This window comes from Myxococcus sp. CA033 (assembly GCF_013336625.1).
Taxonomy (GTDB): domain Bacteria; phylum Myxococcota; class Myxococcia; order Myxococcales; family Myxococcaceae; genus Myxococcus; species Myxococcus llanfairpwllgwyngyllgogerychwyrndrobwllllantysiliogogogochensis.
This window is the reverse complement of record NZ_JABUMU010000027.1, coordinates 62,515-76,870: the sequence shown is the minus strand read 5'-3', so window position 1 is coordinate 76,870 and position 14,356 is coordinate 62,515. Positions and strand designations below refer to the sequence as shown.

The 14,356-nt window shown below is 65.8% G+C and carries 9 protein-coding genes and 2 pseudogenes; 6 read left to right on the top strand and 5 right to left on the bottom strand.

Annotation, left to right across the window (positions count from 1 at the left end; genetic code table 11):
* Positions 1-141: 141 nt before the first annotated feature.
* Positions 142-2,256 (top strand): hypothetical protein, encoded by a 2,115-nt coding sequence (locus HUA78_RS38855; RefSeq protein WP_174478504.1) that lies wholly within the window; start codon positions 142-144, stop codon positions 2,254-2,256.
* A gap of 265 nt (positions 2,257-2,521) precedes the next feature.
* Positions 2,522-3,901 (top strand): M57 family metalloprotease, encoded by a 1,380-nt coding sequence (locus HUA78_RS47880; RefSeq protein ID WP_174478503.1) that lies wholly within the window; start codon positions 2,522-2,524, stop codon positions 3,899-3,901.
* A 229-nt stretch (positions 3,902-4,130) separates the two neighbouring features.
* Here HUA78_RS47880 and HUA78_RS38845 read toward each other — a convergent pair whose 3' ends face one another.
* Positions 4,131-6,905: an ELWxxDGT repeat protein gene (locus HUA78_RS38845; protein WP_174465409.1), complete on the bottom strand. Its 2,775-nt coding sequence runs from the start codon at positions 6,903-6,905 to the stop codon at positions 4,131-4,133.
* 476 nt (positions 6,906-7,381) lie between these two features.
* Positions 7,382-8,773 (bottom strand): DUF2314 domain-containing protein, encoded by a 1,392-nt coding sequence (locus HUA78_RS38840; protein WP_217442768.1) that lies wholly within the window; start codon positions 8,771-8,773, stop codon positions 7,382-7,384.
* A gap of 202 nt (positions 8,774-8,975) precedes the next feature.
* Between HUA78_RS38840 and HUA78_RS38835 the strand changes: the two genes are divergently transcribed.
* A complete protein-coding gene (locus HUA78_RS38835) occupies positions 8,976-10,241 on the top strand; it encodes a cytochrome P450 (RefSeq protein ID WP_174478501.1) in 1,266 nt (421 codons plus the stop codon).
* Positions 10,242-10,262: 21 nt separating this feature from the next.
* Here the strand turns inward: HUA78_RS38835 and HUA78_RS38830 are convergent.
* From HUA78_RS38830 to HUA78_RS38820, 3 genes and pseudogenes are all read right to left on the bottom strand, one after another.
* A pseudogene (locus HUA78_RS38830) lies at positions 10,263-10,553 on the bottom strand (tyrosine-type recombinase/integrase); the annotation flags it as partial.
* A 48-nt stretch (positions 10,554-10,601) separates the two neighbouring features.
* Complete coding sequence (locus tag HUA78_RS38825) at positions 10,602-11,069, bottom strand: hypothetical protein (RefSeq protein WP_174478500.1); 468 nt, start codon at positions 11,067-11,069, stop codon at positions 10,602-10,604.
* Between the two features lie 458 nt (positions 11,070-11,527).
* Complete coding sequence (locus tag HUA78_RS38820) at positions 11,528-12,157, bottom strand: integrase core domain-containing protein (protein WP_174478534.1); 630 nt, start codon at positions 12,155-12,157, stop codon at positions 11,528-11,530.
* Between HUA78_RS38820 and HUA78_RS47875 the strand changes: the two are divergent.
* The 3 genes and pseudogenes from HUA78_RS47875 to HUA78_RS38800 form a co-directional block, all read left to right on the top strand.
* Positions 12,107-12,717, top strand: a pseudogene (locus HUA78_RS47875) (transposase); the annotation flags it as partial. The gene HUA78_RS38820 and the pseudogene HUA78_RS47875 sit on opposite strands and share 51 nt — an antisense overlap.
* A 67-nt stretch (positions 12,718-12,784) precedes the next feature.
* Positions 12,785-13,063: a transposase gene (locus HUA78_RS47870; protein WP_174478498.1), complete on the top strand. Its 279-nt coding sequence runs from the start codon at positions 12,785-12,787 to the stop codon at positions 13,061-13,063.
* Positions 13,064-13,184: 121 nt separating this feature from the next.
* Complete coding sequence (locus HUA78_RS38800; RefSeq protein WP_217442767.1) at positions 13,185-14,174, top strand: alpha/beta fold hydrolase; 990 nt, start codon at positions 13,185-13,187, stop codon at positions 14,172-14,174.
* Positions 14,175-14,356 lie beyond the last annotated feature (182 nt).

Below are 14,356 nucleotides of genomic sequence, written 5' to 3'. Positions count from 1 at the left end.
GCTCCGACGTCCCATGGAGCTGCCATGGCTTGACATGTGCTCCGTGTGCCAGTGTTTTTGCTTTCCGCCGCGTCTTCCTTCAGGAAGGAGGGGCCCACGCCGTTGGCCCATCCATCCCACCTGCTGTCTGGAGGAACGACCATGACACCCCTGTTACGAGCCATCTGGCGTCGTCTGCCCATTCTGATGTTCGCGCTGGGCTGCGGTGGAGCACTCCCCGAGCCAATAGAGGAGGGCGCCCCTGGTATGCAGGCGGAGTCCTTCCAGCCGGCGAATGTCTCCCTTTCAGGCGCGCTGCTCGATGACCACGGAGACACTCCGGCCACCGCGACGCACCTCCCTGCCTCCTCTGCCAGCTTCGGAGGCACGCTGGAGAGCTCCCTCGACCGGGATGTCTTCGCCTTCCAGTCGGGGGCCCGGCACTTCTACCGCTTCCACTGCACCTTTCCGGAGCCGCTCGTGGGTTGGGGGCTCGAGCTCATCGATTCCGCGGGCAGGCGTCTGGATTGGGTCCCTGTCTGGATTTCGTCCGGGCGCAGCCTCTACTTCAAGACCCACTCGGCACAGACCACCTACCTGAGGATGTTCGCCGTCCATGAGGAGCTGTCGGGCTCCTACAGCTGCGTGCTCGAGGACGTGGGGCAGGATGACCACGGTGACACCGTGGAAACGGCCACGCCTTGGCTCCCGAGCACCCAGGCCACGGGCGTCATGGAGCTGCGCACGGACATGGATGTGTTCACCGTGTCTTTGTCGCACGGGGCCTTCCATGGCGTCACCTGCACGTCCCAGAACCCGGCCGTGTCCTGCAAGGTGAAGGTCCTCTCTCCCACGGGTTCGTCCACGGGGGATCCCACGGGCACGGTCTCCTTCAATGCGACGCATGACGGAATCTACCGGGTGGAGGTGACGTCGGTCTTCGCGCAGGACCTCATCGTCCAGGCGGCCTATACGCTCCAGTTCGCGACCCTGGGCACGGACGACCACGGGGATGCGCGGGAGTACGCCACTCCGGTGACGCCGTCGTCCGTGCCTTTCACGGGGCAGCTCTCCGGTGGACTGGACCGGGATGTCTTCTCCTTCACCACCCAGGTGGGACACATCTACCTCTTCAGTTGCGAGGTCGTCCCTGGGTACAGCGTGGGGCCGCACCTGATGCTCACGAATGGCACGGGGCAGATGGTGGATGTCCACACGTACGTCGAGAACCAGCCGACGCGTGTCTCGGTGGATGCGGCCGCTGTCGCCGAGTACTTCGTGGAGGTGGGCTTCGGGGCCTACGTGGGCCCCTATTCCTGTCGCCTGGAAGACCTGGGCTCAGACGACCACGGGGACACCCTCGTGGATGCGACCGAAGTGCTGCTTCCCTCCCTGCTCACGGGACACATGGAGACGCGCCTCGACGTGGATGTCTTCTCCTTCTCCGTGCGTGCCGGGCACCACTACTCCCTTCAGCAGATGGGAGGCACCGGCAACGCAGGCGCAGTGAGGCTGAAGAACGCGCAGGGGACGGTGCTCCATACCCTGTCCGGTGGCTTCACCTTCCTGTCGTCCGAGGAGGCGGTCTACTTCCTGGAGGTGGATGTCGCGCCGTTCGGGCGTGCGGGCACCTTCTCCATCTGGGCCCGTGACCTGGGACCCGATGACCACGGGGACACACCCGCGACAGCCACGCCGCTCGAACCGGGCCTGCCTGTCTCTGGCGCGTGCTACGTGAGCACGGACGTGGACGTGTTCACCTTCTCCATGGAGGCCAATGCCCTCTATCGGGTGAGCTGCACCGGATGCGACCCGAAGCTCGAGTCACCGGCCGGGCCGCTTCGCACGCTCAAGACGACCCAGGGCACCACCATCAGCTACCACCTGGACGCCGACGCAACGGCTCCGGTCTACGTCGTCGTCAGGGCGGGGCTCTACCAGCTCACGCTGGAGTACCTGGGCACGGACGACCATGGGGATGACCTGGTCCATGCGACGCCCATCACCTATCCGCTGCTGCTGCCCGCGGTGCTGGACTCCGCGTTCGACGTGGACGTGTTCTCGCTGAGCCTGCTCGCCGGGCAGCCGCGTCGCGTGAAGGCCACCGCCGGCTTCGGGACGGCGGTGAGTGTGGTGGCCCCGGATGGAACGGAGGTGCCCAGGAGCTTCGCGGGGGACTTCACTCCCACCCAATCGGGCCTCCACCACCTCCGGGTCCGGCCTGACATTGCGTCCGGGCGCTTCACGTACGGCCCCTACTCACTCATCCTGGACTGAGCACGCCGCCGCGTTCCCATGCGCCTCTAGCGCCTCAGCCCAGCGAGGCGGGAGGCCCCGGTCTTCAACAGCCCGCGGGGTCATTTCAGCAGCAAGTTCCGACTTCGCGTGGGTGTCTCGAATCCCGAGACTTGAGACGGATTAAGCATCCAAGGTTGTCGCTGAGGGTTTGGGGTGGGGGCGCGCTATGAAACCTGGCGCGCGGCCCCGGCGGGAAGCCCTCGCCGGGCGGCGCATTCCCCCGAAGTCAAAGAGACGAGCATCCATGTTCAAGCAGGCAGCAGTCCTCGCGGTGACCGGTGTCGCATTGCTGGTCGGTTGCGGCGGTATGGAGCCGCGAATGGAGAACGAGGAGATCATCTCCAACCTCATCGAGGCCGGCTATCCGGCCAAGGACATCCAGGTCATCAACGAGGCTGTTTTCGTGGGCGGCGACACGCGTGTGACGCTCCAGGCCTCCCGAGAGATGCTTCAGGCCCCCCCGGGGAGCGCCGAGCACTACAGAACGACCAACGTCGTCGGCCCCTCAGTGACGAAGATCTGCCTCAACCCATCGGACTCGTTCAACGAGCATCCCAAGTTGAAGCTGGGGCTCAACATGGCCATCGAAAACTACAACGCGCTGGGTCTGCGGTTCACCTTCGAGCGCGGCCCGACCACCGGCTGCTCCGCGAACATCGACATGGTGACCACGACCGAGGACCATAGCTGGACGTTCTTCCCTGCGCTCGGTCTCCCCCACGGGACCATCTACATGACTGTCTTGCTGGCCAACTACGAGCTCGACATCAACGAGCACACCATCACCCACGAGATTGGCCACGCCATCGGGTTGCGCCACACGGACTACTACAACAGCGCCATCAGTTGCCCGAGCGGCTACAACGAGGGCGATATGGGCGTGGGCGCCATCCTCATCCCGGGGTCGCCGGAAGCCGCCGTTTGGGACGGGTCCGTCATGAACGCCTGCCCCAACTTCGGCAGTACCGGCGAGTTCACCCAGGCCGACGAGGCCGCGCTGAAAGCCCTCTACGGCCCGAGCGAGCTCCCGAACTGCTCGAACGTCGACCTCACGGTCTTCCGAGGGCAGACGGGGGCACAGGGTCGCTGCACCTGCTCCCCGGGGGCCTCAGGCACTGTCTGGGGAACGAATCTCTACACCGATGACTCGAATATCTGCACCGCCGCGGTGCACGCGGGTGTCATCTCCACCAGCGGTGGGACGGTGGTCGTCGAAATCCAGCCGGGCCAGAGCACCTACGTGGGAACCACTCGCAACGGCGTCACCACGAACTCCTACGGCGCCTGGGCGGGGAGCTTCCGCCTCATCGGCGCTCAGGTGCCGCAGACTCCGCCGATCTGCTCCAGCTTCAACTTCCTGTCCTACCGCGGGCAGAACGGGACGCAAATCCGGTGCAACTGCCCGACGGCGAGCCTCGGAGCGGCGATCTGGGGGACGGACCTCTACACCGATGACTCGGATGTCTGCACGGCGTCCGTGCACGCGGGTGTGATTGCCTCCAGCGGCGGACAGGTGACTGTCACCATCCAGCCGGCCCAGGGTGGCTACGCGGGCACCACCCGCAATGGCGTGACCTCGTACTCCTACGGTTACTGGGCGGGGAGCATCTCCCTCAGCCCGTAATCGCCCCGTTGGCAATGGGCGGCCCGGACAGAAGTGCTCCGGGCCGCCGGTTTCGCTTCAACGCACCCAATGACAGACCCCGGATAGCCACGCGGGTATGCGCCATCCGGGTCACTTCGAGCCGCGCCCGGGGCGCAGGCGCACGACGATACGCTGTGCCCGAGGGAAGTGAACGGACACACCGCTGCCGAGCGCGGCGCGGGAGAGCGCCGCGCTGAAGGGTAGGGGGCTAAGGGGTGGGGCCCTTACTGCCAGAAGTCTGGCTGCTGTCCATGATGTCGGCGACACGCAGGGCCCACAACTCGCGGCCACGCCCCCCGTCGTTGGCGGCGAAGTAGACCAGGGTGCCCGCGCGAGTCAGCGACGTCGGAGTGGAGGAGGCGTCACCCGGTGCCAGGTCCGTCAAGCGCACCGTTCCCGCGGCGCTCCCGTCCGTCATCCACAACTCCATTCCGGTTTCCCCATCCGACGCGGAGAACAACAGCCGCCCTTCGGCCAACGGAAGCAGGTTCGAGACGAGCGCGCCATTGTTGTAGGACTGCGTCGCCAATCCCCCATTCGGACCGGGTCGGAGGTCCACCAGGATGTCCGTGCCCGCGGCAGTCCCATCGCTCTTCCACAACTCGTAGCCGTGAGCATCGTCACGCAGGCCGAAGTAGAGCGCGCCGCCCATCGTGGCGAAGTACGTCGACTCGGAGTAGGAGCGCACCGGAAGGTCCTTCACCTTGACGGTGCCCGCGCTGGTGCCATCGCTCTTCCAGAGCTCGGTCGTGGTGTAGTCGGACACGAAGAAGAAGAGCGTCCCCGACATGTTCCTGAAGTTGGTCAACGCGCCGCCGGTTGCCGGCAAGAAGGTCGCCACCTTGACGGTGCCCGTGCTGGTGCCATCGCTCTTCCAGAGTTGGTTGTACGCGCCGGTTCCATCCTGGGCGCGGAAGAACAGCGTCCCATTCACGTCGGTGAGGTTGGACGGGGAGGAGCTGTTCACGCCCGGCCAGATGTCCTTCACCCGCGTCGAGCCCGAGTAGGTGCCATCCGTCTTGTACAGCTCGGTCCCCATGCTCGTGCCGTCATCGGCGGTGAAGAAGAGCGTCCCGTTGGAGACCACCATCTGGTCCGGGGTCCTGAGCCCGCGACCGGCGGTGTCACTCGTCTGGGTGGTGTAGGAGCCGTCCGTCATCCGCAAGGTGTCGCCGTAGCTGGTGTCATTGGCGCGGAAGTACAGCCAGTTCTTGTACGACACCAATCGGGGCGAGGTGACGGTGAGCGAGCTGGCCACGGGGATGGCGCCAGCGGTGCCCGAGGAGGTGGGACTCCGCATCAGCCTCGCGGGCGAGCTGCCTCCAATCGAATTGGTGGTGGTGATGTAGAAGATGCTCGAGCCATGCAGGGTGAAGGAGGACAGGGTCGGGCTGCAGCTCCCCGTGCAGATGTCCCAATACCTGCGGGTGCCCGTGGCGGTGCCATTGCTCTCCCACAGCTCCGCCCCATGGCTCCCTTCATTGGCGGTGAAGAACACGCGGCCGTTCGACACGACGAGATTCGCGGGGGAGGACTCGCTCACGGGCCCGAAGAGGTCTTTCACCTGGGTGGTGCCAGCGGCCGTGCCATCGCTGCGCCACAGCTCGGTGTTCGAGACGCCGTCGTTGGCTCCGAAGTAGAGGACGCCGTCCAGGATGCCGAAGTAGCTCGTCGCCAGGGTTGAAAAGGCGCCAAGCGAGGTGCCCGGGTTGATGTCCTTCACGACGCGGGTGCCCGCGGCGGTCAGGTCACTCACCCAGAGCTCCGCGTAGACGCTCGAGCCCGTGCTCGCCTCCCGGGCGGAAAAGTAGACCGAGCCGCCCAGGACGTTGACGTTGTTCAGGTTCGAGGGCGCGGTGAGGAGTCGCTGGGTGCCCGCCTGGGTGCCGTCGCTCTGCCACAGGGCATAGGTAGCGGTGGAGTCGTAGGCGGTGAAGAACAGACTGTCTCCCACCACCTTGATGTTGTTGATGTGGGAGGCGGCGCTGCCAGGAAAGACATCCACGGCCAGCAAGGTCCCGGCGGTGGTGCCATCGCTCTTCCACAGCTCGTATCCGGAGGCGGTGTCGGAGGCCGGGAAGTACATCAGCCCGTTGAAGAGCAGGGGGGCGCCCATGGTCCCGAAACCCTTCACCTTGACGGTCCCCGCGGCCGTCCCATTGGACTTGAAGAGACTCCGCTGGCTGGGAGCATCCGAGGCGATGAAGTAGAGCATGTCGTTGTACACGGTGAGTTCAGCTGGCGCGGAGCCGTTGGTGCCCGGGTAGAGGTCCATCCGCATGGCGGTGCCGGCGGCGGTGCCGTCCGTCGCCCACAACTCGGCCCCCACCCCGGAGGTGGCCCTGAAATAGACCGTGCCGTTGAAGGCGAGGAAGCCACTCGGGTAGGAGTCGCCGGTGCCCGGGTTGATATCCACGAGCATCTTCGTGCCGACGGCGGTGCCATCACTCGTCCACAGTTCGTTTCCCGAGGCGGGGTCGTAGATGCTGAAGTAGAGCGTCCCGTTGATGGGGGTGAGTTTTGGACTGAAGTTGTTGATGTTGATTGCCTTGAGCATCTGCGTGCCGGCGACAGTGCCATCGCTGCGCCACAGCCCCAGGGCTCCGTGGGAATTCGAGGCGAAGAAATAGAGCGCCTCGTTCATGACCGTCAGACCGCGCGGGTTTGAGCCGCATGGGCCCGAGCAGAGGTCCGCGACCAGCGCGGTGCCAGCGGAGGTGCCGTCGGTCCTCCAGAGCTCCTCGCCCGAGGTGTGGCTGTCGGCGGCGAAGTAGAGCGCCCCACCGAGCGCGACGAAGTGCTTCGGATTGGAGCCGACGTTGGCCGGAGTCGAGGTGTTGATGTCCTTGACCAGGAAGGCGGGTCCTTCGTCCAGCGCCTCCCTGAGGGGACCTGGTTCCTGCTTGGGAGCCCACGGCTCCGTTGCCTCCGGGCCGCAGCCCGCGCCCAAGGTGAGCAGTGTGAGTAGGAAAAGACCTCTCACTCCGGATGCAGGAGTGGAACATACGGACGCGGAACGTCCGCCTTGCTTCTGGATATTCATGTTGGAGAACCCCTCACTGAGGCGTTGGATGAAACCGCACCGGACTGACATGTCTGGAAGGGAATTCTGACGCGAGGCGCATGGCCTTGTTTTGCGTGGAGGCCACGTATCTGTGCTCTCCCGGAACATCGGACCGATAGAAGCCCATGGTGCTGTCCTGCTCGTGAGCGGACGGGTAAGCGCACCTCTTGGAGAGGTCGGCTCAAGGGGGTGTGGTCCCTGTGGCACGTGAACGGACACACCGCCGCCGAGCGCTGCGCGGGAGTGCGCGGCGCGGAAGGGTGGGGCGCTGACTGCCAGAAGTCTGGCTGCGGCGGCCCTGGTGCCGGTGCAAGAGGCGGCACATCCACGGGCCGCTTCAAGTGCTCGAGCACCTGCCTGACCGTGGGCGAGTGGGCGAGGTCGCCTCCACCCGGTCAGCGCGTCTTGCCCGAGCGCTCAAGGATGAGGCGCTGCGTCTCGTTGCCCTCGGAGCCACCGTCCCGCTCCAGGATGTAGTCGAAGAGCGAGTCTTCCCCCACCGTCACGGGCGAGCCTGCTTTCAGCTCGGGCACGGCCTCCGGCTCGCTGTTCAACACGCCATGGAGCACGCTGCCCTCCCACCGCGTGACGTGGACCCACATCCACTCGATGCCCCCGTCATGGGTGGTGAAGCGGGCCTTCACGAGCAGCTTCGACTCCAGCTCCAGACCCTCCTGGAAGCGCGGTTTGATTCGCGTGAGCAGGGCCTCCACGGCGCGGCGGCTCGCGGCCAGCAGCTCCGGGTCCTCGTCGACATGGACAATCTCGGATTGCGTGCCGAAGACCTCGGAGATGGCGGCATAGGGGCGCTCCGAGGGGTTGTCGCCAGGCCGAGCCTTGAAGATGATTTCCACCAGCCGGTTCTCACCTTCCACGTCGCTCGGGTCCACGGGGAGCAGGCCAATCAAGGTGCGCCGTGGCGCCTCGGGCGGTACCTGCTCCAGCAGGGCCTCGCGATAGGAGGCGAGCTTCAGTGCGTCCACGGTGATGGGGAAGACCCCATTCTTGCGGATGGCAGTGCCTTCGACCATGAGCTGGGCGACGAGGTTCATGAACGTGCCCACCGTGTGCGCGAGCGGCGCCGGGACCTGCTGCACTCCCAGGTCCGGGAGGCCGAAGGTGCCCAGGCCCGCGGTCATGAGCCGTGCGGTGCCGTCCCATTCCGAGTAGACACGGGTGTTGAAGTGGCGTGGCAGCATCGGCTCGCCGCCGTCCCAGCCTTCGAGCCGGCGCTCGTGCCAGCCCTCCACGGAGAAGAACTCCCCGGCATGCTCGTCCCACACCAGCCCGCCGCTGGCGCGGGCCAGCTCCAGGGCCAGCGCGTGCGCCTGCCGCACCGCCTCGAAAGCCGGGGGCTCGGTGGTGAACTCCAGGACGGTGATGCGCTCGGAGGCCGCGAGTTGCGCCTGCTCCTGGGGCGAGAGGCCGCGCGCGGCGATTTCCAGCATCCCCTGCTCGGGGAGAGGATGGTCCTTCAGTGCTCGCTCCGAGACGCGCACGGTGGGCAGGGGCGCTGCCCCCGTGCCCTCCCCAGCGAGTCGCAGCACGGTGAAGCGCTCGCGCACCAGCTCCTCCACTTTGGGGAGGACTGGGGTGCCAGGCTTTGGCGTGTGGACGACGGCGAAGCGAAACGTGGCACGCGGGGAGAAGAGCGGGCCTGGTGGCAGCGGTGGGGGAATCGGCCGGAGAGTCGCCGCCCGGGTGGCACAGCCCGAGAGCGCGAGCGCACAGAGCACCGCGCCCCAGAACCCCACGAAACCCAACCGCCTGGCGGTCACACCGCGCATGCTCATCCTCACGCCCTGTTCGAAGAAGGTAGGTGACGGCAACCTAGCACCCGGAGGCGACAGTCGGCCGTTCCGGTCCCAGCTTCGTCATGGCGTCGTCGTCACCGTCGGGATGCGGGTGCGTCTTGCTGGCCTGCTAGGATTCGCGGGGCCTCCCATCCGCACTGAACACCCGACGAACCTTTGAGTGAGGTCAGCACGCATGTTCAAGGACAGCGCCGCTTCAGGACTCGGGTCTGAGTACCGCCCGCTCGACTCTCCCCAGCTCGAGAATCCCCACCCGTTCCTCGCGCGTGCACGGCGGGAGGAGCCGGTGTTTTTCAGCCCGGCGCTGGGAGCGTGGGTGGTGACGCGCCATGCGGACATCAGCGCAGTGGTCGCCGATACCGAGCGATTCTCGTCCGCCGAGTCCATCACCGTGGGCGCCGCGACGACGCCTCCGGAGGTGGTTGCCGCGCTGATGGACGGCTACCCCCTGGTCCCCAGCCTCGTCGACAATGATCCGCCAGCGCATTCGCGCTTCCGGAGCCTCGTCAGCAAGGCCTTCACCGGGCGGCGCCTCGCGGAGAAGGAACCCTTCATCCGCGCCCTCGTGGACGAACTCATCGACTCCTTCCGGAAGGAAGGGAAGGCGGACCTGTTCCAGCGGTTCGCCCATCCACTGTCGTGCAGCATCATCGCGGAGATTCTCGGAATCCCTCGCGCGGACATCCACAGGTTCCGGCGCTGGTCCGACGAGCTGACCACGGTTCTCGCGGCGCATGGCCCCATTGAGCACCAGGTCGCATGCGCGCGAGGCGTGGTCGACTTCCAGCGCTACCTCGCCGCGGCGCTCGAGGAACGCAAGACGTCTCCCCGGGATGACCTGATGAGCGACATCGTCACAGGGGCACAGGGGATGACGCCGCCCATGAGCATGGCGGAGCTCGTGAGCATGCTGATGCAGGTGCACTTCGCGGGGCACGAGACGACCGCGGGTCTCATCGTGGGAGCGGTGGAGCTGCTGCTCGAGCATCCGGAGCAGCTGCGGGCCCTTCGGGACGACCCGGGCCTCATCGCGGGCGCGGTCGAGGAGGCGGTGCGGATGACCTCTCCCGTGCATGCCATGTTCCGTACCGCGCTGGAGGCGGTGGAGCTTGGGGGCGTTTCCATTCCCAAGGGAGCCCACATCCGCATCGTCTACGCGTCGGCCAATCGCGACGAGGCCCGGTTCCACGAGCCGGAGCGCTTCGACGTCCGGCGGCCTGACATCAAGAAGCACCTCGCCTTCGGGCAGGGCCTCCATTTCTGCATCGGCGCGCCGCTCGCGCGGCTGGAAGCACGCCTGTCGCTGGAGGCCCTTCTGCGGAGTCTCCCGGGGCTCCGGCTGGTGACAGGGCAGACGCCGGGCTTCTTGAGGAGCGTCACCGTCAGGAGGCACGAGAGCCTCGAGGTCGCGTGGGAGGTCCACGTGCCCCAGGTTCGCTGACGACAGCGTTGAGCGGCACGCCTGAATCACCTTCAGCGGAACCACCCTCATTGCGAGGTGGCTCCCGTAGGTGTGCCGCAGGTCGTGCCAGCCGATTTGCCCCTGCTCGCGGGTGATGCCCGCCACCCGGAGCGCACGTCAAAGCGGCGCCTCCATCTTCCCGTCGGTGAGCTGCCGGCCGTCTTCTTGGCAGAACACGAAGCGATCGCGCAGGAGCCGGTGCGACTTGAGCGCCTCCACCACCGAACGGGACAGGTCGACCGTCCGCTCGCGTCCACCCTTCGGCAAGTCTTCCACACCGCGCCAAATGGTCCCGCTCGACTCGCGGCATAAGGCCATTCGAGAACTGCGACCCGTCGTTCAGGGTTCGCCGTACTTTGTGCAGCGTGTATCCGAAATCTTCTTGAAGACGGCTGAATGAGACTCGTTGTGGGCGGCCATGCAATCGTGGAGTTGGGCGTTGCACATGGCTACTTTGGCTTTATCGCCTTTCGCGAACGTCTCTTTGCAATTCTTCGACTGTTCGATGCAGGCGTTCTGGCACGCAGCCTGGATTTCCTCGGGCTTGTGAAGGTAGTCGATTCTTTGTTTACGGTCGGGGGAGACGAAGAGCTTGAAGTGGTACCCGGCTTTGAACTTCTCCTTGTTGTCGTGGCACGACACCTTGGGGGCCTTAATGCCGCCCAAGGGGAATGAGATATTCGGCTTCACCGTCGGCATTACGCAGATGCTGGCGGCGCTGCTCTCCGGGGGCGGCTCAGAAGCGAAGGAGGGGACGGCAACGGAAAGCGTGAACACGGCGGTCAGGCACATCAGGTTCTTCTTCATCAAGTTCTCTCCCTGGACTCTCATTCAGCAACACATTCCGCACCATCCGCATCAGAGAAGAAGCGAGGTTGCCTCAACCTCTGAGAGGCATGCGTTCATCGACTCGTTCGTGTGACGGGCTCCGAGCTACCGGAGCAGCAACCGTGCCAAGGTGCCAGCGCGAGCGTCAAGAGTAATCCAAGGGTACAGAAGTCATATGAGCCACGCCTTCTTGACGTGTCAGGTTCGGGGACTGACACGTCAACCTGCCTTGTGACGCAGCCGCACCGAACCTCGAGTCTCCGATTACCACCATTCTTGACGGAACCACTTCCAGTCCATGCGCGCAGTACAGGGGCTGGAGGTGATTTCAGAGGTGTCTCAAGCGGTGAGACATGTCGAGAAACCGCACGCATCTACCTGGGGCAACCCTCTGCCCGGTGATGCGGTTGACCTGCCTGAATCCTTCGGACCGTTGCTTACGAGAGAGATGCCGGCCGGGATGGATTGGGTACCACTGCTTCGCACTGCCGTCGAAATTCCAGAGGCGTGAGGTAGCCGAGGCCCGAGTGTGGCCGGACCAGGTTGTAGTGCTGCCGCCACGCCTCGATGACAACCTTTGCCTCTACCCTGGAACGAAACCATTCCATGCTGAGGCACTCGTCACGAAAGCGTCCGTTGAAACTCTCGTCGGTGCCGTTCTGCCAGGGCTTGCCCGGCGCGATGTGCGCCGGCTCGATGCGAGCCTCCGCGGCCCACCGCAAGATGGCCGAGGCGACGAACTCCGGCCCGTTGTCACTGCGCATGTGCCTGGGTGCCCCTCTTTGACTCACCAGCTTCGACAGCACCTCGACTCCCCGTCCAGAGCGGATGGCGCCCGCAACGTCGATGGCAAGGCACTCGCGCGTCCACTTGTCCACCACCGTGAGGCATTTGAGCTGCTGTCCGTTGTTCAACCGGGCGTTCTCCGCCTCCAACTGCTTCAGCCTCTTCGTGTCGTTGGCGTCCCTGCCCCCGAAGTGCTTGCGCCACGCGTAGACCGTGGGCTCGCTCACTCCATGCTCTTTCGCTGTCTCCGGCACGGACGACCGCTCCGCCTCTCGCAGAATGGCGTAACTGCTCGCCGGGCCCCGCCGCGCCTCATTGAGGGGGGCCGCTACTCGGTGGACTTCGCCGCCCACGTCGCCCTGCAGAAGTATGGCTTCCACCTGCCACTGGCGCGCCAGGAGCGCATGTTTCAGCGAGAGGGCCTGGTGGTGGACAGCCAGACGCTCTGGGACCAGCTCAACGCGCTGGCCCACCACCTGCAGCCCAGCTACGAGGCGCTGCCCGCGGTTGTCTTCTCCTCCCCGCTGACGAGACGCACTGGTACATGCTGAACAAGGGACCGGGGAAGAAGTGGTACGCGTGGACGGTGGCCTGTGCGGACGCGGTGTACCACCGGATTCTGCCCAGTCGCTCCGGGGCCACCGCGAAGCTGGTACTCGGTGACTATGCGGGCGTCGTCATGGTGGATGGCTACGCCGCCTACCAGACGGTGACGAAGCCTGGAGCGGAGGGGCCAGCCTCCTGCTCCCTGGTGTTTTGCTGGGCCCACGTGCGACGCAAACTCGTGGAGGCCGAGAGAGTGGCCCCCGTGTGCGCCGAGGTGCTGTCGCTCATTGGCCAGCTGTATGCCATTGAGGCCGACCTACCACAACCGCACGTACTGCAGGGGGAGCAACAGGCCGCGGCACATGCTGGAGCTGTGGAGTGGGCTGACCGTCTTCCTCTCCAACCCATGGGTGCCGCTGGACAACAACCTGGTGGAGCGGCAGCTGCGCGACATGGTGGTGGGCCGCAAGAATCACTACGGCTCCAAGTCGCTGCGCGGCACCGAGGTGGCGGCCCTCTTCTCCTCGCTGATTGAGACGGCCCGCCTGCGCGGTGAGGACCCGGGGCGCTACCTCCTGCACGCTGCGCTCGCCGCCATCGAGACTCCCGGCACCGTCACGCTCCCGTCCAGCTCCGACTGACACCACCGCGCCCATCGAAGCCGGGCGGGGGCTCATCCACGCCCCGTCCAGATGGGGCGCGGCGAGCTGTTACCCATGGGCTTCCCTGGTCGTCTCCGCATTCCTGTAGTTGAGTCAGTCCATGCGAAAACTCCTCCTCCTCTGCTTGCCGCTGTTCGCCTGTGTGACGACGAAGTCCGTCCCGGTCCCGGCTTCTGCCGACTCCAGCGCGTTGCATCAGGTGAAGCGGATGAAGGTGGCCGAGGGGGTCGAGCTCGAGCTGCTCGACTTCGGAGGCCAGGGACCCGCGCTCGTCTTCCTGTCGGGCCTGGGCAACACGGGCCACGTGTTCGACACCTTCGCGCCGGAGTTCACCGCGGCCCATCACGTCTACGCCGTCACCCGCCGGGGGTTTGGCTCGTCGAGCTGGCCCGAGCAGGGCTACGACACCGCCACCCTGGGCGAGGACGTCGTCCGGGTGCTGGAGGGGCTGGGAATCGCGAAGGCGTCATTCGTGGGCCACTCCGCCGCCGGGCCAGAGCTCACCTGGGTGGCAACCCATCACCCGGAGCGCGTGGAGAAGGTGGTCTACCTGGACGTGAGGACCAACGGTGACCTGCTGGCGGAGCTCCTTTCGGTCCTGCCCATGCCTCCTCCGAGCGAGCCCGCTCCCGAGGACGTGGCCTCACGCGCCGCGCTCGCCGCCGCGCTCGCGCGTGACGTCGGAGGAGCGTTCCCCGCGCACGAGATCGACGAGGCGAACGAGTTCGATCCGAAGACCGGGCACTACCTGCGCGCCCGCAGGTGGCCGCACGCGGAGGAGCGGGTGATGAGGGGTTTCTCGAAGGTGGACTTCGCGGCCGTGACGGCGGCCGTGCTCTTCCTCTACGTGGATCAGCCTCGGTCCGGGCGGGCGGAGGACCTCCCAGGCTTCTCCCAAATGGACCTTCCCGTGCAGGAGAAGTTGAGGACCCTGGGCGCCAGGGCGCTCCAGCGGGACGCCGAAATGCTGAGCGTGATGAGCATGCCGAACTGGAAGGGCATCAAGCTCGAGCACGCGCGGCACTACGTCTGGCTCACCAACCATGACGAGGTGCTGCGCGAGATGAAGACCTTCCTCGAGACATTTTGAAAGGGCGGCGAAGGCGCGCTGGATGAGCGCATCTTCTGTTTCCACACTTCGAGCAAGCGAACACGTCCAGCGCTTTCCGTCCTGCGTAGCAGCCTGGCGAGAGTCCAATCGCGGTGTGCGCTCCTTCTTCCTTCGGCTCCTCCCTCGTCGCGGCAAAGGACGGGCTCTCGTCCTCCGGCTCC